A 25,492-nucleotide genomic window follows, 5' to 3' on the forward strand; every position below is an offset into this window, starting at 1 on the left:
CTGCTATCGTTTTGGGATTTTTGCAGCGCTATTTAGGTTGAGTCATTATGTTTGATGAGTTAGTCGCCATTATTAGCCATTTAGGCAATATGCTGCGCCCTTGGGCTTTCGACATCGCTACGGCCATGGTGGTGTGTTTGATTTTAGTGTTTTCAGCCGATGTGAATCGCATCATCAGGCGGCATTTAGTTGGCCACTCGTTTGTGCTACGAACCTTGGTTTTTATTATTGTTAATGCCTTTGGATATGGCCTATTGATCGTTAAAGTTACGCCTTGGGTGGCAAGGCAAATCGTCGCCATGCCATCCCATTGGATGTTTTTGCTGATAGTGAGCATGTTTATTTTTATTGGCTATTGGGCGCAGCGAAATAGCCAAGCCTAGGCCTAAGCCGTTAACCGTGCAATCCGGTTATTCGAAATAACCGCGATAATCCGTAGTGGTCGGTTGTAATAGTGCTTGCATCGCACGGTCGGGGTAGTTGCTAAAGATGCCATCAACGCCAAGCTGCTTAAGTGCGTGAATATCATCGCTGTGATCGACGGTGTAAACATAAACCTTAGCGCCTCTTCGGTGGGCATCATCTACTAGCACTTTGCTAATAAAACTCACATCTAGATGCAGAGAATATGCGTTTAGCTCGCTCACGACCGCTGCGCCATCGAGGGGAATACTGGCGAGCAAAGGTGCCACTAATGCCTGTGGCAGAGCCTGTTTGACTTGCTGTAAATAAGGGTGATTGAAGGAGGAAATCAGTAATTGCTCAGCACTGAATCCCAGCTCTGCAATGGCTTTGGGGTAAAGTTTGAATAGTGGCGCTACCGTATTAATCCCCTTAAGTTCAATGTTTACCGTGGCGCGGCCAGCAACAAGCTCAAGCACTTGCCAAAGCGTGGAGATGGATTCGCCTTTGACGGTGACATTGGCAAGATAGTCTTGGCTGACTAAATGGATTATTCCTGTGCCTGAGCTTTTACTGTCGAGTCTACGGTCATGAAATACCACTAGCTCACCTTCGACATTATGCACATCCAGCTCAATGGCTTTGGCGCCTAATTCAATCGCTTTGGCCATGGCGGCTAAGGTATTTTCGGCCACATAACCGCTGGCACCGCGGTGAGCAAAAATAAGCATCTGTTTATCGTCCTATTAACTGCGGATTATGCCGACCTGATCGCGATTCTGGCCATTTTTAAGATGGATTTCCATTTGCGGATAGGCAAGTTCTAAATTGTTTTCTTTAAGCTTACGAGTAATACGTTTATGTAAGTCGTGGCGAAGCGGCCAACGTGCTGACATATCTTTGGCGTAGGCGCGAACTTCATAGTCTTGGGTATGTTTACCAAAGCCTGCAAACCACACTTCAGGCTCAGGATTAGCTAGCGCATCCTCGCATTCTTGTACCGCTTGATAGAGCGTCGCCTCGACTTTGGCGGGATCTGAATCACGGGCGACTGACACATGGACTATCACCCGAGTGATAGGGTCTGACAGTGACCAGTTAATTAACTGTTCAGTAATAAAGGCCTTGTTTGGAATGATAATTTCCTTTCTATCCCAGTCGATAATCGTGGTGGCGCGGATCTGGATTTTACTGACAGTCCCCGTGAGATCGCGAATGGTGACGGTGTCGCCAATACGCACAGGTTTCTCGAACAGAATAATCAGACCCGAAATAAAGTTGGCAAAAATCTCCTGCAAACCAAAACCGAGACCCAGTGACAGCGCGGCAATCAACCATTGCAGTTTTGACCATTCCATCCCAAGGTTCGAAAAGCCAATCAATAGACCTAAAAACACCACCAAATAACGGCTTACGGTCGTGATGGCAAAGCCAGTGCCGGGTGTCAGGTCGAGTCTTTGCAAGATCATCAGCTCAAGCAAACCGGGTAAATTGGTGGCGATCATCAGCGAAAAGCCAACGATGATTAAGCCAAATAACAGCGATTTCATCGTAATCGGAAGCTGCTGCTCAACCCCATTGATGCTGGTATTGGTGGTCCAGAGGGTAATGCCATCAAGGAAGGAAAACAGCGCCGTATGGGTTTGCGTCCACAGGCCAATCAAACTGGCTAAAAAAGCTAACAGCAGTAAAGAGCGGACTAACCCGAGGGATTGACTCGAAATAGTTTCGAGATCGACCACTGGCTCTTCGTAGGTGTCTAGGCCATCGTTTGAGGCATGGTGTGTTTCGCCTTTTTCCCGCTGGGCTAAACGCTCTGCCCGTTTCGCTTTCGCCCGATCGAAGGCAATACGGCGGCGTTCAATCAACATCCACCGCTTAATTAATTGATAGAGAAGTAAAAAACTTAACCCCAATACAATAGATAACTGTAGTTGCAGCAACATTTGGAAGGCGGTGAAGTAGTAGCCTCTAAACGCTAGCACCGCGCTCAGTAATGGTACTGAAATCAGTAAGGCCCAAAGCATTTTTTGGATTAATCGCTTGTTCTTGCCGTCTTTTTTAGTGTCGGTATTTTGCCGGCTCAGGAGCAAAACATCCTTGTATAACAAGAATAAAATGACGCAAAAACAGATAAATGCACCGCGGCCAATGCTGTTACGGATAAGGGATGCATCGAGGATTTCAGTAAATCCCATAATGCCAAGTAAGGGGCTCGCGACAAAGACAAAGTGTTTTAGTCTCAATTGACCCGCTTGGATAAGTTTTGAGGGGCGCTTGAAGTGGCCGACCAAGACGCCTTTATCGAGGGCAAGAATAAAAATTAAGCGATACAATAGGTAAACTAATCCTATTGCTAAAATTCCCATGCCAACGGCCTGCACAAAGTTACGGTCAGATTGATAGAATATCCATCCAGCCGCCACTATCGGTAAAGGTTTGATTAAGGCGTAACCTAAGCTTAAGGCTAAGGATTTGAAGGTATAGATAAATTTATCCTGAGTTACATTTCCCACATAAGTGGCATAGTGACCAAGTAACCGATTGAATTTAGGTTTAATTAAATCTTGGATCACTAAACAAAGCACCAACAGAATGATCCACCATGACCAATAGTCGTTTTGCTCTTGCCAAGCTTTGCCAAGTTGCCCCCACTGTGCCTCTTGGATAAGCCACAGGGCGCTGCGTTGGACGTCGGTTAGCCAAAGTTTGTTAATGCTCGCGGCATTAGGTACCCAAAAAAGATGCTCATTAAGCGTATTTTTTAGCGTGAGATGTTGTTGGCTAAGCTGCTGATAATTAACTTTGAGTTTGCCTAGTTCACTCAGATATTGGTCATAACTTTGCATTAACTGTGTGAGCAATGCCTGTTGTGAGCGCAGTAGCTTAATTTGCCCCTCGCTGTAGCGATTGGTCTGCTCGAGTTCTTGTTCGTTGAGCGCTTGCTGTTGCTCTAGGTGATATCTATCTAGACGTGCATCAGCGATCAGGGTCTGCAGTTTTTCATGGTTTGGTGGTTTGGGCAGCGATTGCAACATTTGCAAGAAACGTTCACCAAAGGCGGAGTTCATTTTGACCCAAGTGATTTGCTCTTGGATATTGGCCAACTGCTTAGCTTGGGATTGATATTGCAGTTCAGCCTGTTCCTGTTGCTCAACCACATTATTGATTTGCAAGGTTAAGGTTTGGAGTTTTTGGCCATAGATCTGATTGGTGTCGGCGATATTGCGCGTAACTGGGTCGACGACTTTTGCAGTATCGACGAGATTTTTGGCCAAGGTTGCATCGGTTTGTCGCTGGCGCTGCTTATTTATCACCTTATTGATGGTTTCAATAAAGGCTTCCTGTTGGCTCAGTTGTTGGCGCACCAGTTGTAACTGTAGTTGTGTGAGTTCGATGCGCTTTTGGCTGCTGGCGAGTTCAGCCTCATGGGTGGCAAGGCTTTGTTCGAAAAAAATCCGCTGCGTTTGCTGCAATTCACCCGTTGGGGTGTCGATAGGCGCCAATTCCGTTTTCTTATTTTGCAGCACATTTTGCCTAGCGTTGGCAATGACGGAGGGCAGCAGGTTATGGCGCTGCAATAGCTCGTTGACTTGGTTACCAAGGGCGGTCTCGCTCTCTTTTAACTCAGACAAGCGCAAATAAGCCATTGAGGCTTGCTGGTTAAGATCTGTGCCTTTATCCAGTTTAAGTTGGACTGCTGCCTCTTTGAGTCCTTGATTAATGACCTTTTTATTTTTTTCAAAATCAAGTTGAGCCTGCTGAAAGCTACTCGCATTCGCCGCCAGCCTATCAATGTTGTTTTTAAGTTCAGTAATTTGATCGTCAATGCTGATATTTTGTTGTTGATTTTGGTTGTTTAAACCAAGGCGCTTATCCAACTGCAAGGGCGAATTGGCATGGAGAGAAAAAGAGAAAAAAGCAATAACGAACAATAAAATACGTGGCATATAGGCAAAAGCAATTAGGGGCGAAAGACGCACTCATCTTAGCCAACTTGGGCCAAGATTGGTATGTTTTAAACGTTCTTTTTTCGCCGTTGGGATTGGTGGGATTGATGGGTTTCAAAGATGGCGGTCGCGACGATGATGCTTCCGCCTATCAAGGTGTTTACATTAAGTGCTTCACCTAAAATCAGTAAAGCTAGCATGGCTCCATAGAATGGCTGGAGACAGGAGACTAATCCAACGGTTTTGGCACTTAATTGCCTTAGGGCTGAGGTAAATAATGCATGGGGGGCGGCGGTAAACACCACCCCGAGCAACAGGATTAATCCCCAGGTTTCGCGGGAGATAGTGTGTAACTCAGTTTGATGCCAAGGCATAAGAAATACCGCCGCCACTAAGGTTTGGTAAAACATGGCGTGTGGGCCGCTATATTGCGAAAAATAGCGTTTTTGCAGCAGGTTGCGAGCGGTAAATAACATCGCCGATAGGATACCGATTGCAATGCCTAAGGTGGTGTCGTTACCTAGATTGGCTTCCAGGGATCAATAGCACTACGCCTATCAGTACCAAGATACCGCTGATAATATCCATTAGCTTGATTTTATTGCCCGTTAATAACGGCTCGGCAATTACTGTCATGACGGGATAAGTAAAAAAGGCGATCATACCGATGGCAACCGAGGAGAGTTGCATTGCGGCAAAATACGTGACCCAATGCAAACTGACGATGACACCTAAACCGATAGCGACTAAGTAATCTTTTTTGCTCCCAAGACTTAAGTATTTACCACGAAGTTTGACCAGCAGAGTCAGTACAAATGCGGCAACCACACATCTGAGGAATGTGATATCGAGTGCGCTTAAGGGAATTAACTTTGAGAACAAGGCCGTGCCACCAAACATCAGCACAGCCAGGTGTAATTCGAGTAATCCCGAGGGTTTAGCAGTTTGGCTCAAATTAACCGTCAAAACGCTTAGTCAGCAGATGGCAGGTCTTTGATATTGGCAAAGGCTTGACCCATTCGCGTCACGGCTTCAGGTTCAACACTTTCAGCAAAGGTATCGATAGCCTCTTTTGCAAACAGCATCACAACGGTACTGCCAAGTTTAAAGCGGCCCATTTCTTCACCTTTATTTAAAGTGATGGCATCTGGCCCGACTGTTGGATAGTCCCAAGTGAATACTTGCTTACCCGTTGGCGGCGTCACAGTACCTGCCCAAACGGTTTCTATACTGGCTACTATGGTTGCACCGACTAATACCATTGCTAGCGGGCCTCGGTCGGTTTCAAAAATGGCGACGACACGTTCGTTGCGAGCAAACAGACCTGGAACATGGCGCGCGGTTAACGGATTAACCGAAAACAACTCGCCCGGCACATAGGTCATCTTAGATAGGGTGCCTTTAATCGGCATATGGATGCGGTGATAATCCTTAGGAGCCAGATAAATCGTCGCAAAATCACCCCCTTCGAAACGTTTGGCATCTTCAGCTTGATCGCCAAGCAGGGTGAGTGAAGAGTAGTGATGGCCTTTAGCTTGGAAAATGCGGCCATCCTTGATGGGGCCTAGCTGGCTCACTGCGCCATCAACCGGATGGACCATGATATTGGCCGCGCTATTGATGGGGCGAATACCTGGCTTAAGTGCGCGGGTGAAGAAATCATTGAAACTTTTATAGGCTTCAGGTTCGCTTTGAGCCGCTTCACTCATATCAATTTTATATTGCTTGATAAACCATTTAATCGCGGCAGTCGTTAATGCGCCAGCTTCAGACGCGGCAAGTTTACCGACTAAGCGAGATAACAGGTGCTTTGGCAGCATGTACTGCAACGCAATTTTCACTTTATCCAATTTATGTTCCTTTCCGTTTGCGGCTCAACTTAGGTTGAGACTTATTTTATGTTAATTTATTCGCCGTTCCGCTTATTCATCGCTTTGGGCGCGGAATTGCCGAGCGTGACGCTGCTCATCAAGGCTTGCAATAATACGGTGATAGTTATTAAAGCGATCTTCGCTGATTTTACCCGCATCGACAGCAGCCTTTAAGGCGCAGCCAGGATCGTCTCCGTGTTTGCAGTCGCGGAATTTACAGCCACCTAAAAAGTCGCGAAATTCAATAAAACACCAACCAACACGCTGCGCAGGCAAATGCCAAAGGGCAAATTCGCGCACACCGGGGGAATCAATTAAATCACCGCCACTAGGTAAATGCAGTAATTTAGCGGTAGTGGTAGTGTGTTGCCCAAGCCCAGAGTTGTCGGAGACATCGCCCACCAGTAGCTCGGCTTCTGGCAGTAAGGCGTTTACCAGTGAAGACTTACCCACACCTGACTGACCCGCAAACACACTCACTTTATCCTTGAGCAGTGCTTTGATGGTTTCTAGACCTTCGCCTAATTTACTGCTGACCTTATACACCGGATAGCCAATATCTTGATAACGCTTTAAGGCTTCCTCTATGGCTGGCGCTTCTTCAGGCGTCAGCAGATCGATTTTATTCAAAATAATAATCGGCGGAATATCGGTGTCTTCGGCTGCCACTAAGTAGCGGTCAATAATTTGAGTGGTAAAGCTAGGTAACACCGACGACACAATCAAAATTTGGTCGATATTCGAAGCGATAATTTTCACGCCATCATATAAATCGGGGCGTGAGAGTGAAGAGTGTCTTGGATGTACTGCTTCCACAATGCCTGCTATGCCACTATTGGCTTGGCTTTCAATGGCTAAGCGTACAATCACTTTATCGCCAGTGACTAAACTGGTAATCGTGCGGCGAATATTACAGCGCACAATGTGGCCGTCTTCAGTTTCAATATCGGCATGTTGGCCAAAGCGAGATATGACAGTACCGCTCTGTTCTGGGCCGAGTGAGCTATCCTGTAACTCAGGCGTATTTTTATCACCACTGTCACGATTGAGGCGTTTCTCGTGATTGGCGCGCATACGGCGTAATTGGCCTTGGCTTAGGGGTTTCTTTTTACTCACTGGTTTGTCTTCGTCAATTAGGTGATATTTTGTGTTTGAAAAAAGCAGTATGATACACGCTCTTGAATAAAAAAGCCTGAATTTAGGCTAACTGACACGATAAGGCGCAATTATGGCGGCAGACGCAAATAATCTCATTTGGATCGATCTTGAAATGACTGGGTTAGAACCCGATGTGGATAGAGTCATTGAAATTGCTACCTTAGTAACGGACCAAGAACTCAATATTATCGGTCAGGGACCTGTGATTGCGATTCACCAATCGGATGAAGTATTAGCGGCTATGGATGATTGGAACCAAAAACACCATGGTGAATCGGGACTGATTGAGAGAGTCCGCGCCAGCCAAGTGAACGAAGCAGAGGCTGTTGCTCAAACTATTGCTTTCTTAGCGCAATACGTACCTAAGGGCGTCTCACCAATGTGCGGTAACAGCGTGGGCCAAGACCGTCGCTTTTTAAACCGCTACATGCGCGAGCTGGAGGATTACTTCCATTACCGCAACCTCGACGTAAGCACGGTTAAAGAGTTAGTGAAGCGTTGGAGCCCTGAAACCATGGCGGGTTTCAAAAAGCAAAACACTCACCAAGCTTTGCAAGATATCCAAGAGTCGATAGCAGAATTGCAGTATTACCGTAGCAAAGTATTTAAAATTTGACCGATCAGCAGATAAATCTGCAAGAAGGGGTTGCAGCCGCATAAATTTTTCATATAATGCGGCCTCAACTTTTTGATGCGGACATGATTGTCTAGTCAAATAAGTGAAGCCTACACTCGCTCAGTTGATAAAGGTGAAAAACGATACCTTTGTGAATGTTGAAGCGGATGTGGCAGCAATACTCTAAGTTGAAAAGAAAAGCGACATTAGCTCAGTTGGTAGAGCGATACCTTGCCAAGGTATAGGTCATCGGTTCGAACCCGATATGTCGCTCCAAATACAAATTTTAGTGATTTACCAAGTCATTAAATACAAAATATGCGACATTAGCTCAGTTGATAAAGGTTGATAGACGATACCTTTGTTAATGTTGAAGGCGATTGTAGCAGCGATACAAAAGGCGACATTAGCTCAGTTGGTAGAGCGATACCTTGCCAAGGTATAGGTCATCGGTTCGAACCCGATATGTCGCTCCAAATAGAAATTTAGTGATTTACCAAGTCATTAAATACAAAATATGCGACATTAGCTCAGTTGATAAAGGTTGATAGACGATACCTTTGTGGATGTTGAAGACGAATGTGACAGCACTAATTATGCGACATTAGCTCAGTTGGTAGAGCGATACCTTGCCAAGGTATAGGTCATCGGTTCGAACCCGATATGTCGCTCCAATTTTAGACAGTTACAGTCTTTAAATGTAAGTGCGACATTAGCTCAGTTGACACAAGGTGGATAGACGATACCTTTGTGAACGTTGAAAGCGGATGTGACAGCACTACTCTAAGTTGTAAAGAAAGGCGACATTAGCTCAGTTGGTAGAGCGATACCTTGCCAAGGTATAGGTCATCGGTTCGAACCCGATATGTCGCTCCAATTCCCTGAATTTCCATTATCAAACTCCTCAATTTAAGACGATTTTAATTGCACTATGATGTAGCAATGCATTTATTTTCCAAACTATAGGTCATGGGTTTGAAGCTCTCTTGATTAGAGCCACGTCGCTCCAATTTTTTCTCTAAATCCTTTCATAAATATAAACAATCCACATATTGTTGAAAATGTAGTGCTTTCGTTGCCTCGAATTACATTTATCTTCAGGTTAACGCCTTATCGCTCATTGAGAATAAGTTCAGTTTTTAGCAACTGTTTTAATCCCTTATGGACGACAGTGTCGGATAAGCTGCAACCAGAATTTTTCATTTTCGGTATTTTTGCATTTTATGGAAAACAAAACACCGAGCTTAATGCGTGATCTGGGCTTTGCTTCTTTAAGATTTTCTAAATTAGATGGCACCATGAAGGGCAAATTATGATCTTGCTCAATTATTCGCAATGTTTTTGCTTACATAATGAATCCAGACAAAAAATAGCGCCAAGTTGTTGGCTTAACATTGGAGTGCATTATATGCGTATTCAACAATTACGTGATTTACTTGAGTATGTGGCGAACTGCCGCTTAGATATGGCGCAACTCTATGGCCGACTAAACAATCAGGCCGACTCCGCCCGTGTGAAGATGATGTTGGAGTATTTTGAATCTCATCAAAAACATGTCGCTGAAAAATTGCGTGATTATATGGATGAGGCACCCGTAAGAGTATTAGATACTTGGTATAAAGACTTTGTATTTGAAGATTTTACTAAGCGTTGTCAAGATACTATGTTGCCAGCGAACATGAATGAAGATGATGTGTTGAATCTACACCTCGACTTAGAAAACCGCTTGATTGGGTTACTGGAAAAAACCGTTAATTCAACCACCGCAGAAGATGCACGCACAGCTTTAGAGGGGTTAATTCGCGTTGAGAAAATCCAGCAGCAACGTTTAGTGCACAGCACCATTCGGATGGATGATATCTAATTTATCGATAGTTTATTTGCCTTAGGAGGGCGTTCAAAATTCTGTGTCAGGCTAATTTTTAAATTTCTAGCACGCTATCTAAACGTCCTTCAAAATAAATCGCTAACTGAGATAAACAAAGGCTCCAATTGTGGATTGGCATAGTCCATTTATCTGAGGCGTTTAATATGCCTGCGTAAAGTAGCTTCAACAAGCTATTTTCATTAGGAAATGCACCTTTGGTTTTGGTGAGCTTTCTAAATTGGCGATGTACAGCCTCAACCGCATTGGTCGTGTAAATCACTTTCCTGATATGTTCTGGGTACTTAAAATAATGGGACAAATTATGCCATTTGCGACGCCAAGAGTTGATTACCAACGGATAAGCATCACCCCATTTGGCCTCCAGTTCGTCCAAGGCCATCTCTGCGGCTTCTTTACTCACGGCTCGATACACAGGCTTTAAATCAGCCATAAACGCTTTCTGATTTTTTGAGGCGACATACTTCATTGAGTTGCGGATCTGGTGGATAACGCATAGCTGTGTTTCCGTATGAGGGAAGATACTGGCTATGGCCTCTGGGAAACCGGTCAAGCCGTCAACACAGGCGATAAGAATATCTTTTACACCACGATTATTAAGATCGGTCAGTACGGATAGCCAGTAATTAGCGCCTTCATTTTCGGATAAGTGAAGCCCTAAAATTTCCTTTTTTCCTTTCATATTAAGCGCTAACAATGTGTAAACGGCTTTACTGACGTAACGCCCATCCTCTTTGACTTTATAATGTATCGCATCAAGCCAAACGATAGGATAATGGCTATCTAATGGGCGCTGTTGCCACGCTTTAAGTTCGGGGATGAGTTTGTCGGTGATGGCGCTTACTGTTGCGTTAGACACATTGAGCCCATACATATCTTCAACATGTTGATTAATATCGCGATAGCTCATACCTATACTGAACATCGATAACACTTTACGTTCGATTTCATCGGTTAGTGTAGTTTGATTTTTCTTAATCAACTGAGGCTCAAAGGTGCCATTGCGGTCTCTAGGAGCGTCTAACTCAAAGTTACCGGACGGATGCTTAATGGTCTTAGGGGTTTTGCCATTTTTACGATTAGGCTGAGGATCATGCGCTAAATGCTGCTCAAGCTCAGCCTGGAGAGCCGCTTCAGTGAGTTGCTTGATCAGTGGGCCAAGAATGCTGTCTTTACCTGTGAGGCTTTTACCTGACTGCAGATCTTTAAGGGCTTGTTCGAAGTTAAAAGGTTGGGTCATGTGTCATTCCTGTTTTTGAATATTTTACTGAAATGACACAGAATTATGAACACTACCTGCCTTAGTGTGAATTATCTCAAAGCCAGCAATTCGCTGGCTTTGTTGTTTTTATGCATTGTAAACATTATTCAATTTTGCTGCTTTTTGCATGGCATCTGATTTACGTCATAACTTTTCAAGGCGGTTTTTGCTACTTTCTTGATCTCATTGGTTGATTTGGCCTTGAAACGTTTAGTGCTTTCCCATGTACATGCTGTCTTGGGTGGCTGCCCTTTTGTTATTTTGTCGCGCAGGAGATCCTCTATGGCACAAGATTTATCGAGTTTACCCACAGCGCTTTTTACTCAGGAGCAGGTGAGGGACGCCGAACTGCTCGCAGTTTCAGAAGGTAAAACCACATTATATCAATTGGTTGAACGTGCTGGGCGTGCTGCGTTTGACTGTTTAGCTACGCAGATAGCACGTCAGCCTAGGCTTGAGTCTATGCCATTACTGGTACTCGCAGGCAGTGGAAATAATGGTGCCGATGCCTTAGTTTGTGCACGCCTTGCCTTAGAGGCCGGGCATAAGGTCATGGTTTTCTTACTAAAGACCAAAGGAACGCCTGAATTTGAGCAAGCACTTTCGGCCTATCTAAATCAAGGCGGTATAGCCGACTCTCCCAATATCGACGCGATCTTGCAGGCGCCAATGCTTATCGATGGGTTGCTCGGGACTGGTGTTCATGGTGGTGTGCGTGAGGAGGTTGCCGCACTTATCCAAGCTATTAATCAGAGCGATGCTTGGGTGCTTAGTTTAGATCTTCCTTCCGGGATCGTTGCCGATACCGGTGTTGTTGCTCAAGCTGCAGTGATGGCTGATCTGACGTTGTGCTTTGGCGGATTGAAACAAGGCCTGCTTACCAGTAAGGCGAGACATTATTGCGGTGATCTTGACTTTGCCGATCTGGGATTAACGCCATTTTTTAAGACGCCAAATGCGACTCGAGTGGGCGGTGAGATTTTAAAAAGCTATTTTGCCGCCAGAGCAAGGGATAGCCACAAAGGTCAATCGGGTAAAGTGACGTTGATTGGTGGTGATTTTGGGATGGCAGGAGCGATTCGCCTTGCTAGTGAGGCGTGTTTGCGTGCGGGTGCCGGATTAGTCACAGTGATCAGCAGGCCAGAGCATCAACTTACCGTGAATGTGTCTCGCCCTGAGTTAATGTTTTGGGGCTGCGAGCTGGTCGATATGGAGGTGTATCTGCGCCTTGGTTGGGCTCAGGTGGTCGTGCTTGGCCCTGGTTTAGGTAAACATGATTGGGGCTATAACTTGTTTAAAGCTGCGGGGTTAAGTGATAAACCCTGCGTACTCGATGCTGATGCTTTGAATTTACTCAGCAATGAACCTCGCAGACAAACCAACTGGGTGCTTACGCCCCATCCTGGTGAAGCCGCGCGGCTGTTAGGGTGCAATGTGGCCGAGATTGAACAGGACAGATTTGCTGCCGTACGTGCCTTACAGCAAAAATACGGTGGGGTAGTACTGCTTAAAGGCGCTGGCACAGTAATTTTTGATGGTAAGCAGATGGTTGTGGCGCCTGTTGGCAACCCCGGACTTGCGAGTGGTGGGTGCGGCGATGTGTTATCTGGTATTATAGGCGCACTGATGGCTCAGGGGATGGATAACATGCAGGCGACTGTGGTTGGAGTCGTTGTTCATGGTTGTGCTGCGGATCTTGCTGCGGTACAAGGTGAGCGGGGGATGTTAGCCAGCGATTTGATGCCTTTTATTCGCCAATTAGTAAATAGTGATTTACTCTAGGCGCTGTGAGACTTAAGTGCGGCGATACTGCCCCGCTTAAGTTGCTTCCTCCACCAATAACAGCAGTGATATAAGCGGAAATGACAGAGTTAACCTTTCAATTAAATAACGAAGACGAGACTATTGCAGTTGGGCAAACATTGGCCCGCCATATTCAAGCGCCTTTGACTCTGTATTTGACGGGGGATTTAGGGGCAGGTAAAACCACTCTAAGCCGAGGGTTAATTCAAGGATTAGGGCATAAAGGTGCAGTAAAAAGTCCAACTTACACGCTAGTTGAACCTTATGAACTCGATGGTGTCGAAGTTTATCATTTTGATTTGTATCGTTTAAACGATCCTGAAGAGCTCGAGTTTATGGGGATCCGTGATTACTTCACCGACAATAGCCTGTGCATCGTTGAATGGCCCGACAAAGGTGAAGGGCTGTTACCCGATGCTGATATTCACCTGCATTTAAATTATGTTAATCAAGGACGTGAAATCCACATTCGAGCCTTAACCGACTCAGGTAAAACGCTATTAGCCGCGATAAAATAAAAACAAAAATGACTAAAAATAAGCATTACTTTCAAGGTATTATTCTTTTACTGTGCACATTTTTTGCTGTGGCGGCCCAAGCGGCAAACCAGCTCGAAAGTGTGCGCATTTGGGCTGCACCCGAGTCGACGCGAATCGTGTTCGATTTGAGCGAAGTACCCAATTACAGCTACTTTACCCTCGATGGACCTAATCGTTTAGTGGTCGACCTAAAAAAGGCATCGACGAAACTGAATCTGAAAAATGTTGATAACAACAGTAAGTTAGTTAAAGGGATTCGGGTCAGTAAATCCCCCACGAAAGGGGATTTACGACTGGTTATCGATTTGGTTAAGCCATTAAATCCAAATTTGTTTTCGCTGCCCGTGACGGCACCTTATGGCAATCGTCTAGTGGTCGACTTAGAGGATAAAAGCGCCACTGCAGAGCTATCGGCCGTGAGTTCAACTCCAGTCAAAAAAAATGTGACTCAAAGCGTTCAAGCTTCTCGAGATATTGTGATTGCTATTGATGCTGGACATGGTGGTGACGATCCGGGGTCGATTGGGCCATCTGGTCTCTATGAGAAAAAAGTAGTATTTGAAATTTCAAAGCGCCTTGCCAGTAAAATTAACGACACCCCAGGAATGCGTGCCGTGATGATCCGTAGTGGTGACTACTTTGTTAACTTAAACCGGCGCTCTGAGCTTGCCCGCAATAGTAAGGCCGACCTACTGATTTCTATCCATGCGGATGCTTTCACATCGCCCAATCCTCGCGGGGCGTCCGTGTGGGTATTATCGATGCGCCGTGCAAACAGTGAAATTGGTCGTTGGTTAGAGCAAAAAGAGAAACACTCAGAATTGTTGGGTGGTGCAGGGGAAATTATTCAAAATACTGATAATGAACAGTATCTTGCAATGACCTTACTCGATATGTCGATGAACAGCTCTATGGCCATTGGTCACTCGGTTGCTGGGGATATTTTAAAAGATTTAGGTGCTGTGACTGAGCTGCATAAGAGCCGCCCAGAATCGGCAAGTTTTGCGGTATTGAAATCCCCTGATATTCCTTCAATTCTAGTGGAAACAGGGTTTATCTCGAATCCTAAGGAAGAGCGTTTGCTGAGCAGCAGCCGTCATCAAGAAAGCATTGCCACCGCAATTTATAAGGGTGTTAACCGTTATTTCCATAATAATCCGCCAGCAGATACGCTATTAGCGAAGAAAAATACCACTGGCTCAACTGTTAAATCCAGTAGCAAATCTGCTGGTACCATCAAACATAAGGTGAGCCGCGGTGAGTCGCTTTCTGCAATAGCCCAGCGTTATAAAGTCCCTATGGCCAGTATTATTCGCGCCAATGGCATGAAGACCGATGTTGTTCAGCTTGGGCAAACACTCGTGATTCCTGAGAGTTAATAGGATGAAGTCTATGGGGATCCAAATCCTTCCGCCGCAATTAGCGAACCAAATCGCCGCAGGTGAAGTTGTCGAAAGACCCGCCTCTGTGGTGAAAGAGCTCGTGGAGAACAGCTTAGATGCAGGAGCCAGCCGTATCGATATTGAAATCGATAAGGGCGGCAGTAAGCTGATTAAGATCCGCGACAATGGTTCAGGGATCCCCAAGGAGGAATTAGCATTAGCCTTGTCGCGCCATGCCACCTCGAAACTGCATTCCCTTGATGATCTTGAGGCCATCCTCAGTTTTGGTTTCCGCGGCGAGGCATTAGCGAGTATCAGCTCTGTCTCCCGTTTAACCTTGACATCACGCACCGCTGAGCAAAGCGAAGCTTGGCAAGCCTACGCAGAAGGCGTCGAGATGGCGGTTAAAGTCATGCCTGCGGCGCATCCGGTGGGATCAACCATTGAAGTCGTCGATCTATTTTTTAATACACCAGCCCGTAGACGTTTTTTAAAAAGCGATAAAACCGAATTTACCCATATCGATGAATGGTTAAAGCGAATCGCTTTGGTGCGAGGGGATATCCATTTTACCCTGACACACAATGGCAAAACCGTGCGCAACTATCGCCCAGCGATGAATGAGCCGCAATATTTACAGCGATTGACTCAAGTCGCTGGTCGGCCGTTTGCAGATGAGGCGCTGCGGGTTGAATGCCAACACGATGATTTACGTCTGAGTGGTTATTTGCAATCGCCTTGGTCAACAGTGTTAACCGATACCCATTACTTTTATGTCAATGGCCGTTTAGTACGCGATCGTTTAGTCAATCATGCGGTGCGCCAAGCATTTGCGCAAAAAGCCGAAGTAGAACAACCCGGCTATGTGCTGATGCTGGATATCGATCCCCACCAGGTGGATGTGAACGTGCATCCGGCGAAACATGAAGTGCGATTCCATCAAAGTCGTTATGTACATGATTATATTTTACAGGCGCTACAATCCGCGTTAGAAGAAGCGGGTGAGCTCCGTTTTGAGCCACATTCTCCACAGATTGATGACTCATCTCCTTATGTAAAGCCCGAGACAGAGTCTTCTGCTTTTGAACTTCAATCTACGGAATCTAACGCTAAATATCTAGGGATCGATACCACTGGAGAGCGTCAGGCTGAGGCGCGTGTTGTCGAATATCGCTCTAGTGACATGCCTAAAATGCGCACAGGTACTGCGGTTCAAAGCAACGCCTTTGGTAGTATGAGTGTGCCAAGGGAAACGCGCAGTGGTTCTTCTGGTGAATCTCGCCCACGCGCTGAACTGCCTTCAAAGACTGCGATTGCCAGTTACGGCGCGTTACTGCAAACCCCATCTTACAGCGTACAGGATAAGGCCTATCAACCGACTTTACCTATGCCATCAATACTCGATGGACAATTTTGGGTATTTACTGATGGGCCAAAATTAAGTTTATTACGTATTGAGTCGGTGGCATTAGCAACCCGCAGCGATGAAATTGAAACGAAACTGGCGACAGGGTTGATTGGGCAGCCTTTATTGATGCCAGTATCGGTAGCGGCTGATACTGATTGGTCATCGTTGCTTGACGAACATGCAACACTTATCCGCCAACTAGGATTAGAGCTAACAATTCGCTATCAGCAGTTGATTATTAAAAAAGTGCCCCCATATCTGAGGGACTGCCAGTTAGCGAGGGTAATACCTGAGTGGTTACAATCGCTACGTTTTGAAGCTCCTGCACCTAATGCTCTGGCAATATGGTTGGCTGAGCAGAGTTTAACTGGATTTATCTCGGCCCCCGATGTTTGGGTGGCCTATTGCCAGTTAACGGAAGAGAAAAGACAGCAAATTGCCAGTAAAGCAGTATCCTTACCTTGGCAATCGTGGTTAGAAGAGCAAGCAATTGAATAAAGAATTACAACCTAAAGTGGTTTTTTTGATGGGGCCAACGGCGTCAGGAAAAACGGCTTTAGCTCTCGAATTAGCCGAAAAGCATAATTGCGAAATTATCTCGGTTGATTCAGCATTAATCTATCGTGGTATGGATATCGGCAGTGCTAAGCCCTCGGCAGAGGAATTAGCCAGAGGTCCGCACCGTCTGATTGATATTCGCGATCCTAGCGAAAGTTATTCTGCTGCCGATTTTAGAGCCGATGCGCTGAGTGAGATTGAACAGATTATCAGCATGGGAAAGACCCCTTTATTAGTGGGCGGAACCATGATGTATTTTAAGGCTCTGTTGGAGGGATTATCTCCGCTACCAAGTGCTGATGAGGTTATCCGCGCCGATATTCAAGCCGAGGCGGATGCAAACGGATGGGAAGCACTGCACGATCAATTAAGGGAGATAGATCCCGTATCGGCAGAAAGAATTCATCCTAATGATCCACAAAGGCTTTCAAGAGCGTTAGAAGTCTATAGAATAAGCGGTAAGAGCCTGACTGAGTTAACAATGACCAAGTCGGCTCCTTTACCCTATAATGTGGTGCAATTTGCCATTGCCCCCCGTGAGCGTAAAGTGCTGCATGAGTTAATTGGACAGCGCTTTCGTATAATGTTAGAGCAAGGCTTTATTGATGAGGTAGCCCAGCTTAAAGCGAGAGATGACTTACATTTAGATTTACCCTCAATGCGTTGCGTGGGATATCGACAATGTTGGCAATATCTCGATGGTGAATTTGACCATGATACTATGGTCGAAAAAGCCATTGCTGCTACTAGGCAATTAGCTAAGCGTCAATTAACATGGTTGCGTAGTTGGCCAGAGTTGAATTGGCTTGAAAGTGGTGCTGAGGGGAATTTAGTTACACTTATGCGTCATTGCCGCTAGCTTATTAGCCCTTGCTGTATAATACTAAAACTAAACAAAAAAACTTCACTGATACCGATTTATTTATATAAATTAAAAAGGAAATAATAAAATGGCTAAGGGGCAATCTTTACAAGACCCATTTTTGAACGCACTACGCCGCGAGCGCGTTCCAGTATCAATTTACTTGGTAAACGGCATTAAACTCCAAGGACAGGTAGAGTCGTTTGATCAATTTGTCATTCTGTTGAAAAACACAGTGAGCCAAATGGTTTACAAACACGCTATTTCTACTGTTGTTCCTGCTCGCCCATTTAACGTTGCTGGTCACCAAAATGCCCAGGGCGGTTACGGTGCGCAAGACGATATGCCAAGTGGCGAATAAGGTTTAGTTAAGGAGTCTGCTTCTTGTTTGATCGTTATGAGGCGGGAGAAACAGCGGTTCTTGTCCATATCGACTTTTCCGATGAGGAACGCCGAGAAGACTTAGTCGAGTTACAGCTATTAGTTGAATCAGCTGGAGCGCGCTCAGTCGGGGTCATTACTGGAAGTCGACGTTCACCAGACCGTAAGTTTTTCATTGGTTCTGGTAAAGCCGAAGAGTTAGCCGCTTTAGTGGCTGCCACCGAGGCGAATGTGGTTATTTTCAATCACGCCTTGAGTCCTGCTCAGGAGCGAAACCTTGAACAGGTGTGTCAGTGCCGAGTATTGGACAGGACCTCTCTGATTTTGGATATTTTCGCCCAACGAGCTCGGACCCATGAAGGTAAGTTACAGGTGGAGCTAGCGCAATTGCGCCACATGTCGACTCGCCTAGTGCGTGGTTGGACTCACCTTGAGCGCCAAAAAGGGGGTATTGGTTTACGTGGCCCAGGGGAAACCCAGCTCGAAACCGATAGGCGTTTGCTCAGGGGCCGCATTAAAAATATCAATAAGCGTTTAGAGCGTGTTGATAAACAACGTGAGCAGAGTCGCCGCGCCCGTAAGCGTAGTGACATGCCAACCGTCTCATTAGTGGGTTATACCAACGCTGGCAAGTCAACGCTGTTTAATGCCTTAACCTCATCAGATGTTTATGCAGCCGACCAGCTATTTGCCACACTTGATCCCACATTGAGAAAGTTAGATCTGCCCGACGGTGCCGTGATATTAGCGGACACTGTAGGTTTTATCCGCCATTTGCCGCATGATCTTGTCGCCGCATTTAAAGCGACATTACAAGAAACGCGTCAAGCAGAGTTGTTACTGCATATTGTTGATTGTGCAGATGAAAATATGGCGGATAATTTTGAGCAAGTGCAATCAGTGCTGAAAGAAATCGATGCCGATGAAGTGATGCAGCTGATTGTTTGTAATAAAATTGACTTGCTTGAAGATGTAACGCCGCGTATCGAATATGATGACCGCGGTAAGCCTGTACGAGTCTGGGTTTCGGCACATAAGCGTTTGGGATTTGATCTGCTCCTGAAGGCGATCACCGAGCTAATTGGTGAAGTTATTCATGAGTTTACACTTAGAATTCCGGCAACTGCTGGACATTATCTTGGCCAGTTTTATCGACTGGATGCGATACAGCAGAAAGAGTACGACGATCTGGGGAACTGTATTTTGTCTGTTCGTTTATCGGATGCCGATTGGCGCCGATTAGCTAAACAGAGTCAGGGTGAGTTAGAAACCTTTATCTTCGATCCGTCGATAGAAAAGGCTGTTTGTTAATAATCTAATTTATTTCATCCACTTATGGAGTGCTAAATGGCTTGGAACGAGCCCGGTAACAAGGGTAATGATCCTTGGGGAAATAAAGGTGGTAACGACAAAGGACCACCGGACCTTGATGAGGTTTTTCGTAATCTTTCAAAACGCTTTGGCGGCAACGGTAATGGCTCTTCAGGCCAGAACTTGAGTTCCTTTAGCTTAATCATCATTCTTGCCATCGCTTTTGTTGTTTGGGGACTTTCGGGTTTGTACACCATTAAAGAGGCTGAACGTGGCGTAGCGTTGCGTTTTGGCCAACATAATGGTGAGGTGGGACCGGGTCTTCACTGGAAACCAACGTTTATCGATGAAATTTATCCTGTTGACGTGCAATCAGTTCGCTCTGTGCCATCGTCTGGCAGCATGTTAACTTCCGATGAAAACGTCGTGAAGGTTGAGCTAGACGTGCAATATCGTATTTCAGATGCGTATGCCTATCTTTTTAGTGCGGTAGACGCCAATGCCAGTTTACGTGAAGCCACTGACAGTGCGCTGCGCTATGTCATTGGTCATAACAAGATGGACGATATTCTGACCACAGGCCGTGATGCTATTCGTCGCGACACTTGGAAAGAATTAGAGCGTATTCTTGAGCCGTATAAGTTGGGCTTGGCGATTGTTGACGTTAACTTCTTGCCAGCGCGTCCGCCTGAAGAAGTGAAAGATGCTTTCGATGATGCCATTTCAGCGCAAGAAGACGAACAACGCTTTATTCGTGAGGCTGAAGCCTATGCCCGTGAGATTGAACCGAAAGCACGTGGTGAAGTCGAGCGCATGGCGCAACAAGCTAATGCTTATAAAGAACGTGAAATTTTAGAGGCGCGCGGTAAAGTGGCTCGTTTTGAGTTGCTGTTACCTGAGTACCAAGCTGCACCTGAAGTGACCCGTAAGCGTTTGTATCTCGATGCAATGCAACAGGTGATGACTGACACTAACAAAGTCATTATCGATGCTAAAAACAACGGCAATTTAATGTATCTGCCACTAGACAAGTTAATGAAAGAGAAGCCTGCGACTATGCCAGACGTTGAGCCTAAACCTCAGCAGAATGTCAATTCTTCATCTATTCCAACGACTCGCATTGGTGAGCCTTTGAGTGGACGCCCATCTCGCGAGGAACGTGCTCGCCAGGGGAGGGAGTAATTCATGGGTAGATTAAGTATTGTTCTGATCGCCGTTATATTAGGCATTGGTTTGTCATCTGTGATGGTGGTTAACGAAGGCGAACGTGCGATTGTGGCGCGCTTCGGCGAAATCGTTAAAGACAACGTCGATGGCAAACAAGTGACGCGCGTTTTTAGCCCCGGTTTACACTTTAAAGTCCCTGTGATCGATAAGGTGAAGTTACTTGATGCGCGTATCCAAACCTTAGATGGTGCTGCAGATCGTTTCGTCACCTCTGAGAAAAAAGACTTAATGGTCGACTCCTATGTGAAGTGGCGTATTTTTGATTTCGAAAAATACTACCTCTCTACTAATGGGGGGATTAAATCGAATGCTGAGACCTTACTACAACGTAAGATCAACAACGATTTACGTACCGAGTTTGGTCGTCGTACGATCAAAGAGATCGTTTCTGGGCAGCGTGATGAGTTACAAAATAACGCGTTAGCGAATGCTGCTGAGAGTGCTAAAGATTTAGGTATTGAAGTTGTTGACGTGCGTGTTAAGCAGATCAACTTACCTGCAAACGTGAGTAACAGTATTTACCAACGTATGCGCGCGGAGCGTCAAGCTGTGGCTAAAGAGCACCGTGCTCAAGGTAAAGAGCAATCTGAAATTATTCGCGCAACGATTGATGCTAATGTCACTGTTAAAATTGCGGAAGCAGAGCGTAAAGCCTTAACCATTCGTGGTGAAGGTGATGCATTAGCGGCAAAAATTTATTCGGATGCTTATAACAAAGATCCTGAGTTTTTCAGCTTTATGCGTAGCTTAGATGCTTATCGTGCGAGCTTCTCTGGTAATTCAGATATCATGGTGTTAGAACCTGATAGCGAATTTTTCAAATACATGAAGAGCAGCGCTGCGAAAAAATAGCGATTCGAAATCGCTCAGAATGGGTTCCTATAATAGGGACCCATTTTTTTTATCCAAACGAAAAACAGCATGTGACAAAGTTAACGCTAAACTTACATTAGCAACACATGGTTTATGCCTATCTGACCGTCAATATGCTCCAAAAACAGATAAAATTGCTTAATAGCTGTGCTTTTTTTATCCACTTTTTAAAAAACACGCAATCTCCCTAACTTACTTGCGTGTTTTCACTATGATCTGCTTCTAATTTTTAGCTATAATGAGCCCCGCTTCAAACTTCGATTTTTGTCCATGGTGATAACTAAAGGGCAAAAAGTCTTTGAAATATAAAAATTCCAACACCCTCTGGGAGATAAGTGGATGAGCAATGCGCCAGTCGATACCGGACGTCGCAGATTCCTGACAGCCGCAACCGCCGTAGTAGGTGGTGCTGGTGCCGTCGCTGTAGCGGTTCCTTTCATCAAGTCGTGGAATCCGAGTGCCAAGGCGAAAGCTGCAGGTGCACCGGTCGAAGTAAATATCAGTAAAGTAGAGCCAGGTCAGCTGATCCGTGTTGAGTGGCGAGGAAAACCTGTATGGGTTGTTCGTCGCACAGAAGCCGTGATCAATGAACTGCCAACACACGATGCTCAATTAAGAGATCCAGCTTCTGCCGAAATGCAGCAGCCTGAATATGCAACTAATCCTCTGCGCTCAATTAAGCCAGAGTATTTTATTGCCGTCGGTATTTGTACCCACCTAGGATGTTCACCCACTTATTTGCCAGATTCATTTGCTGAGCAAGTTCAAGGTGTGACTTCTGGTTTCTTCTGCCCATGTCATGGTTCTAAGTTCGATATGGCGGGCCGCGTGTTCCAAGGCGTTCCAGCTCCATTGAACCTAGTTATCCCTCCACATCAATATGTTGATGATGGCACCGTTATCATCGGTGTAGATAAAGGAGTGGCGTAATGGTTAAGAATTTAATTAATTGGATTGATGCTCGCATCCCAATGACGGCGACGTATAACCGCCACGTGGGTCAGTATGCTACGCCAACTAACTTTAACTTTTGGTACTTCTTCGGTTCGCTAGCAATGTTGGTATTGGTTAACCAATTACTGACAGGTATCTGGTTAACCATGAACTATGTACCAACCGCAGAAGGCGCTTTTGCTTCTGTTGAATACATCATGCGTGACGTAGAGTACGGCTGGTTATTGCGTTATATGCACTCCACCGGCGCTTCTGCTTTCTTCGTGGTGATCTACTTACATATGTTCCGTGGTCTGATTTACGGTTCATATCAAAAGCCTAGAGAACTGCTGTGGTTATTCGGTATGTTGATTTTCCTCGTACTGATGGCTGAAGCCTTTATGGGCTACTTGCTGCCATGGGGACAAATGTCTTACTGGGGCGCACAGGTAATTATTTCTCTGTTCGGTGCAATCCCTGTTATTGGTGATGACTTAACCCTCTGGATCCGTGGTGACTACGTGATCTCTGGCGCAACGCTGAACCGTTTCTTTGCATTGCATGTTATCGCACTGCCATTAGTGTTAGTGGTATTAGTGTTCTTACACTTAATCGCTCTGCACGAAGTGGGTTCAAACAACCCAGATGGTATCGAAATCAAGAAGAACAAAGACGAAAATGGTTGGCCAGTTGATGGCATTCCATTCCACCCATATTACACAGTTAAAGATATTATGGGCGTTGCGGGCTTCCTGATTGTGTTCTGTTACGTACTGTTCTTCATCCCTGAAGGCGGTGGTTACTTCCTTGAGAAGCCAAACTTTGAAGCGGCTAACCCAATGAAGACACCAGAGCATATTGCGCCAGTATGGTACTTCACTCCTTTCTACGCCATCTTACGTGCTGTTCCGGATAAATTGGGTGGCGTAATTATGATGGGGCTGTCGATTGGTGTACTGTTTGTGTTGCCTTGGCTCGATCGCTGTAAAGTGAAGTCCGTTCGTTACCGTAGTACGCTGCATAAGTTAAATATTGCTCAATTTGCAGTATCTTTCATTGTGTTAGGTTACTTAGGCGTCGTTCCTGCTTCACCAACACTGACGATCGTTGCGCAGGTATTTACTTTTACTTACTTTGGCTTCTTTGTGGCGCTGTGGGTATACAGCAAGAATGAAAAAACTAAACCTGTTCCAGCGAGGTTAACACACTAATGAAAAAATTATTGATTGCATTAGTTACCTTGTTGCCGACCTTGGCAATTGCCGCTGGCGGACAAGTACATTTAGAAGATGCCAATGTTGATCTGCATGATAAGGCTTCTTTAGAGCGTGGTTTGGGCTTATTCCAGCACTATTGCTCTGGTTGTCATAGCACTCAGTATCAACGCTATGAGCGTGTGGCGAACGATCTCGGTATTTCTGCCGATGATATGCGTAACAAGTATATGTTCACCGATGCAAAAATTGGTGAATTGATGCAAAACGCAATTCCGCCAAAAGATGCGGCTAAGTGGTTTGGTGCCACACCACCAGACCTCACCTTAGTGGCACGTGTTCGTGGCGAAGATTGGGTTTATTCATACCTAAAAGGCTTCTACAAAGATCCAAGCCGTCCATTTGGCGTAAACAACACTGTATTCCCATCAGTGGGTATGCCGCATGTTCTTGAAGAGCTGCAAGGCACACCTGTTAAGCAGGAAGATGGTACAATCGTGGTCTCTGGTGGTAAGTTAAATGCCGAAGAGTACGACCAAGCTGTGCGTGATATCACGGGCTTCTTAGTCTATTCGGCTGAACCTGTTAAGTTAGAGCGTCAAGCGCTAGGCTGGTGGGTGCTCGGATTCTTGTTTATCTTCTTTATTGTGGCCTACCTCTTGAAGAAAGAGTACTGGAAAGATGTACACTAGGCACCAATAACGGGTAAAATGTAGTATCCGCATAGTGTAAACGGGGGGCTTTGCCCCTCGTTTACTTTTGTTTTATTTCGACTCTGGAGGGTATCAATGGCTGTTGCTGCCAACAAACGCTCTGTCATGACACTGTTTTCAGGTGCTGATGATCTTTATAGCCATCAAGTCCGTATCGTGTTAGCTGAGAAAGGGGTTACTGTTGATGTTTTGCAGGTCGACCCAAATGAAATGCCTGAGGATTTACTCGAAGTAAATCCTTATAACTCAGTACCTACCTTATTAGATCGTGAACTCGTACTTTATGAGTCACGCATCATTATGGAATACTTGGATGAGCGTTTCCCTCATCCACCCTTGATGCCTGTTTACCCAGTATCTCGCGGCCAAAGCCGTTTAATGATGCATCGCATTGATACTGATTGGTACTCACTCGTCGCACGTATTCGTAAAGGTGACCGTGTAGAAGCTGCTCGTAAAGAGCTGACTGAAAGTTTACTGTCAATCGCGCCAGTATTTGCTGAAATGCCTTACTTTATGAGTGAAGAGTTTGGTTTAGCTGATTGCTACCTCGGTCCTCTATTATGGCGTTTGCCAGTATTAGGTATCGAGCTAGACAGCCGCGTAGCAAAAGACATCAAAGCTTACATGACACGTATTTTTGAGCGTGAATCATTTAAAGCTTCGTTGACTGAAGCTGAACGCGAAATGCGCATGGGTATGTAATGAAAGTGTTGACTCCAAATCGTCCTTATTTACTCAGGGCTTACTACGATTGGTTGATGGACAACCAATTAACACCTCACGTTGTTGTGGATGCCTTTGTGAAAGGCACTCAAGTACCGCAGCAATATGTGAAGGACGGCCAGATCGTATTAAATATCGCGGCCGGCGCAGTGGGCAATTTGCAAATTAGTAATGAATTTGTGGAGTTCAATGCGCGTTTTGGTGGTGTGCCTCAGCAGGTGCTATTGCCAATGGCTTCGATTGTGGCCATATACGCCCGTGAAAATGGCGCAGGGACGGTCTTTGACATTGAAGATGCGTACTTAGTGGAAGATGAAGCTGAATCGACATTGTCTGTTATTGAGACCGCCGAGAAGCCAACTGAACCCAAGGACGAGCCGCCTAAGCGTCGTAGCCATTTAACCTTAGTTAAATAAGTT

Annotated in this window: 22 protein-coding genes, 4 tRNA genes and 1 pseudogene; 21 read left to right on the plus strand and 6 right to left on the minus strand. The window is 45.5% G+C overall.

The window, feature by feature from the left end:
* Positions 1 to 47 precede the first annotated feature (47 nt).
* Entirely contained in the window at positions 48 to 383 is a 336-nt protein-coding gene (locus SO_RS02780; protein ID WP_011070922.1) for a DUF3392 domain-containing protein, read from the plus strand.
* 27 nt (positions 384 to 410) lie between these two features.
* On the opposite strand, the gene SO_RS02785 is transcribed toward SO_RS02780, so the two are convergent.
* The 5 genes and pseudogenes from SO_RS02785 to rsgA all read right to left on the minus strand — a co-directional run bounded on the left by SO_RS02785 (position 411) and on the right by rsgA (position 7,339).
* Positions 411 to 1,133: a glycerophosphodiester phosphodiesterase gene (locus SO_RS02785; RefSeq protein ID WP_011070923.1), complete on the minus strand. Its 723-nt coding sequence runs from the start codon at positions 1,131 to 1,133 to the stop codon at positions 411 to 413.
* 15 nt (positions 1,134 to 1,148) lie between these two features.
* Positions 1,149 to 4,352, minus strand: a complete 3,204-nt coding sequence (locus tag SO_RS02790) for a mechanosensitive ion channel domain-containing protein (protein WP_011070924.1) — start codon at positions 4,350 to 4,352, stop codon at positions 1,149 to 1,151.
* Between the two features lie 68 nt (positions 4,353 to 4,420).
* Positions 4,421 to 5,252: pseudogene (locus SO_RS02795) on the minus strand (DMT family transporter).
* Between the two features lie 71 nt (positions 5,253 to 5,323).
* Entirely contained in the window at positions 5,324 to 6,202 is an 879-nt protein-coding gene (gene asd / locus SO_RS02800) for an archaetidylserine decarboxylase (protein WP_011070925.1), read from the minus strand.
* 72 nt (positions 6,203 to 6,274) lie between these two features.
* The gene (gene rsgA / locus SO_RS02805; protein ID WP_011070926.1) at positions 6,275 to 7,339 is read right to left on the minus strand and encodes a small ribosomal subunit biogenesis GTPase RsgA; all 1,065 of its coding nucleotides are present in this window, start codon (positions 7,337 to 7,339) and stop codon (positions 6,275 to 6,277) included.
* Positions 7,340 to 7,451: 112 nt separating this feature from the next.
* On the opposite strand from rsgA, the gene orn reads away from it, so the two are divergent.
* From orn to SO_RS02835, 6 genes are all read left to right on the plus strand, one after another.
* Positions 7,452 to 7,997, plus strand: a complete 546-nt coding sequence (gene orn, locus SO_RS02810) for an oligoribonuclease (RefSeq protein WP_011070927.1) — start codon at positions 7,452 to 7,454, stop codon at positions 7,995 to 7,997.
* Positions 7,998 to 8,197: 200 nt separating this feature from the next.
* A tRNA-Gly gene (locus SO_RS02815) sits at positions 8,198 to 8,273 on the plus strand.
* A gap of 124 nt (positions 8,274 to 8,397) precedes the next feature.
* Positions 8,398 to 8,473: transfer RNA gene (locus SO_RS02820), tRNA-Gly, on the plus strand.
* A 122-nt stretch (positions 8,474 to 8,595) separates the two neighbouring features.
* A tRNA-Gly gene (locus tag SO_RS02825) sits at positions 8,596 to 8,671 on the plus strand.
* A 126-nt stretch (positions 8,672 to 8,797) separates the two neighbouring features.
* A tRNA-Gly gene (locus tag SO_RS02830) sits at positions 8,798 to 8,873 on the plus strand.
* Between the two features lie 532 nt (positions 8,874 to 9,405).
* Entirely contained in the window at positions 9,406 to 9,861 is a 456-nt protein-coding gene (locus SO_RS02835) for a ferritin family protein (protein ID WP_011070928.1), read from the plus strand.
* 58 nt (positions 9,862 to 9,919) lie between these two features.
* Here the strand turns inward: SO_RS02835 and SO_RS02840 are convergent, their stop codons facing one another.
* On the minus strand, positions 9,920 to 11,122 hold the full coding sequence (locus SO_RS02840) for an IS256-like element ISSod4 family transposase (RefSeq protein ID WP_005054087.1): 1,203 nt from the start codon (positions 11,120 to 11,122) through the stop codon (positions 9,920 to 9,922).
* 303 nt (positions 11,123 to 11,425) lie between these two features.
* Between SO_RS02840 and SO_RS02845 the strand changes: the two genes are divergently transcribed.
* The 14 genes from SO_RS02845 (at position 11,426) to SO_RS02910 (ending at position 25,489) form a co-directional block, all read left to right on the plus strand.
* Positions 11,426 to 12,925 carry a bifunctional ADP-dependent NAD(P)H-hydrate dehydratase/NAD(P)H-hydrate epimerase gene (locus SO_RS02845; RefSeq protein ID WP_011070929.1) on the plus strand — a complete coding sequence of 500 codons (1,500 nt, stop codon included), beginning with the start codon at positions 11,426 to 11,428 and terminating at the stop codon, positions 12,923 to 12,925.
* Between the two features lie 80 nt (positions 12,926 to 13,005).
* The gene (gene tsaE, locus SO_RS02850) at positions 13,006 to 13,464 is read left to right on the plus strand and encodes a tRNA (adenosine(37)-N6)-threonylcarbamoyltransferase complex ATPase subunit type 1 TsaE (RefSeq protein ID WP_011070930.1); all 459 of its coding nucleotides are present in this window, start codon (positions 13,006 to 13,008) and stop codon (positions 13,462 to 13,464) included.
* Positions 13,465 to 13,472: 8 nt separating this feature from the next.
* Positions 13,473 to 14,864, plus strand: coding sequence for an N-acetylmuramoyl-L-alanine amidase (locus tag SO_RS02855; protein ID WP_011070931.1), 1,392 nt, complete (start codon positions 13,473 to 13,475; stop codon positions 14,862 to 14,864).
* A gap of 13 nt (positions 14,865 to 14,877) precedes the next feature.
* Entirely contained in the window at positions 14,878 to 16,773 is a 1,896-nt protein-coding gene (gene mutL / locus SO_RS02860) for a DNA mismatch repair endonuclease MutL (protein WP_011070932.1), read from the plus strand.
* Complete coding sequence (miaA, locus tag SO_RS02865; protein ID WP_011070933.1) at positions 16,766 to 17,692, plus strand: tRNA (adenosine(37)-N6)-dimethylallyltransferase MiaA; 927 nt, start codon at positions 16,766 to 16,768, stop codon at positions 17,690 to 17,692. Before mutL ends, miaA begins: the two co-directional genes overlap by 8 nt.
* Positions 17,693 to 17,783: 91 nt before the next feature.
* Positions 17,784 to 18,056 carry an RNA chaperone Hfq gene (hfq, locus tag SO_RS02870; protein WP_011070934.1) on the plus strand — a complete coding sequence of 91 codons (273 nt, stop codon included), beginning with the start codon at positions 17,784 to 17,786 and terminating at the stop codon, positions 18,054 to 18,056.
* 23 nt (positions 18,057 to 18,079) lie between these two features.
* On the plus strand, positions 18,080 to 19,387 hold the full coding sequence (hflX, locus tag SO_RS02875) for a ribosome rescue GTPase HflX (protein ID WP_011070935.1): 1,308 nt from the start codon (positions 18,080 to 18,082) through the stop codon (positions 19,385 to 19,387).
* Positions 19,388 to 19,423: 36 nt separating this feature from the next.
* Positions 19,424 to 20,569: an FtsH protease activity modulator HflK gene (hflK, locus tag SO_RS02880; protein ID WP_011070936.1), complete on the plus strand. Its 1,146-nt coding sequence runs from the start codon at positions 19,424 to 19,426 to the stop codon at positions 20,567 to 20,569.
* Positions 20,570 to 20,572: 3 nt separating this feature from the next.
* Complete coding sequence (hflC, locus tag SO_RS02885; RefSeq protein ID WP_011070937.1) at positions 20,573 to 21,466, plus strand: protease modulator HflC; 894 nt, start codon at positions 20,573 to 20,575, stop codon at positions 21,464 to 21,466.
* Positions 21,467 to 21,826: 360 nt separating this feature from the next.
* On the plus strand, positions 21,827 to 22,417 hold the full coding sequence (gene petA / locus SO_RS02890; RefSeq protein WP_011070938.1) for a ubiquinol-cytochrome c reductase iron-sulfur subunit: 591 nt from the start codon (positions 21,827 to 21,829) through the stop codon (positions 22,415 to 22,417).
* Positions 22,417 to 23,631 (plus strand): cytochrome b, encoded by a 1,215-nt coding sequence (locus SO_RS02895; RefSeq protein WP_011070939.1) that lies wholly within the window; start codon positions 22,417 to 22,419, stop codon positions 23,629 to 23,631. The genes petA and SO_RS02895 overlap by 1 nt, the downstream gene beginning before the upstream one ends.
* Positions 23,631 to 24,326: a cytochrome c1 gene (locus tag SO_RS02900; RefSeq protein ID WP_011070940.1), complete on the plus strand. Its 696-nt coding sequence runs from the start codon at positions 23,631 to 23,633 to the stop codon at positions 24,324 to 24,326. The genes SO_RS02895 and SO_RS02900 overlap by 1 nt, the downstream gene beginning before the upstream one ends.
* Before the next feature lie 96 nt (positions 24,327 to 24,422).
* Positions 24,423 to 25,052 carry a stringent starvation protein SspA gene (gene sspA, locus SO_RS02905; protein ID WP_011070941.1) on the plus strand — a complete coding sequence of 210 codons (630 nt, stop codon included), beginning with the start codon at positions 24,423 to 24,425 and terminating at the stop codon, positions 25,050 to 25,052.
* Complete coding sequence (locus tag SO_RS02910) at positions 25,052 to 25,489, plus strand: ClpXP protease specificity-enhancing factor (RefSeq protein ID WP_011070942.1); 438 nt, start codon at positions 25,052 to 25,054, stop codon at positions 25,487 to 25,489. The genes sspA and SO_RS02910 overlap by 1 nt, the downstream gene beginning before the upstream one ends.
* Positions 25,490 to 25,492 lie beyond the last annotated feature (3 nt).

The organism is Shewanella oneidensis MR-1 (genome assembly GCF_000146165.2).
GTDB lineage: Bacteria > Pseudomonadota > Gammaproteobacteria > Enterobacterales > Shewanellaceae > Shewanella > Shewanella oneidensis.

Coding starts and splice junctions, on each gene's coding strand:
- SO_RS02780 (WP_011070922.1), top strand. CDS start 48: ATGTTTGATGAGTTAGTCGCCATTATTAGCCATTTAGGCAATATGCTG.
- SO_RS02785 (WP_011070923.1), bottom strand. CDS start 1,133: ATGCTTATTTTTGCTCACCGCGGTGCCAGCGGTTATGTGGCCGAAAAT.
- SO_RS02790 (WP_011070924.1), bottom strand. CDS start 4,352: ATGCCACGTATTTTATTGTTCGTTATTGCTTTTTTCTCTTTTTCTCTC.
- orn (WP_011070927.1), top strand. CDS start 7,452: ATGGCGGCAGACGCAAATAATCTCATTTGGATCGATCTTGAAATGACT.
- SO_RS02835 (WP_011070928.1), top strand. CDS start 9,406: ATGCGTATTCAACAATTACGTGATTTACTTGAGTATGTGGCGAACTGC.
- SO_RS02840 (WP_005054087.1), bottom strand. CDS start 11,122: ATGACCCAACCTTTTAACTTCGAACAAGCCCTTAAAGATCTGCAGTCA.
- SO_RS02845 (WP_011070929.1), top strand. CDS start 11,426: ATGGCACAAGATTTATCGAGTTTACCCACAGCGCTTTTTACTCAGGAG.
- tsaE (WP_011070930.1), top strand. CDS start 13,006: ATGACAGAGTTAACCTTTCAATTAAATAACGAAGACGAGACTATTGCA.
- SO_RS02855 (WP_011070931.1), top strand. CDS start 13,473: ATGACTAAAAATAAGCATTACTTTCAAGGTATTATTCTTTTACTGTGC.
- mutL (WP_011070932.1), top strand. CDS start 14,878: ATGGGGATCCAAATCCTTCCGCCGCAATTAGCGAACCAAATCGCCGCA.
- hfq (WP_011070934.1), top strand. CDS start 17,784: ATGGCTAAGGGGCAATCTTTACAAGACCCATTTTTGAACGCACTACGC.
- hflK (WP_011070936.1), top strand. CDS start 19,424: ATGGCTTGGAACGAGCCCGGTAACAAGGGTAATGATCCTTGGGGAAAT.
- hflC (WP_011070937.1), top strand. CDS start 20,573: ATGGGTAGATTAAGTATTGTTCTGATCGCCGTTATATTAGGCATTGGT.
- petA (WP_011070938.1), top strand. CDS start 21,827: ATGAGCAATGCGCCAGTCGATACCGGACGTCGCAGATTCCTGACAGCC.
- SO_RS02895 (WP_011070939.1), top strand. CDS start 22,417: ATGGTTAAGAATTTAATTAATTGGATTGATGCTCGCATCCCAATGACG.
- SO_RS02900 (WP_011070940.1), top strand. CDS start 23,631: ATGAAAAAATTATTGATTGCATTAGTTACCTTGTTGCCGACCTTGGCA.
- sspA (WP_011070941.1), top strand. CDS start 24,423: ATGGCTGTTGCTGCCAACAAACGCTCTGTCATGACACTGTTTTCAGGT.
- SO_RS02910 (WP_011070942.1), top strand. CDS start 25,052: ATGAAAGTGTTGACTCCAAATCGTCCTTATTTACTCAGGGCTTACTAC.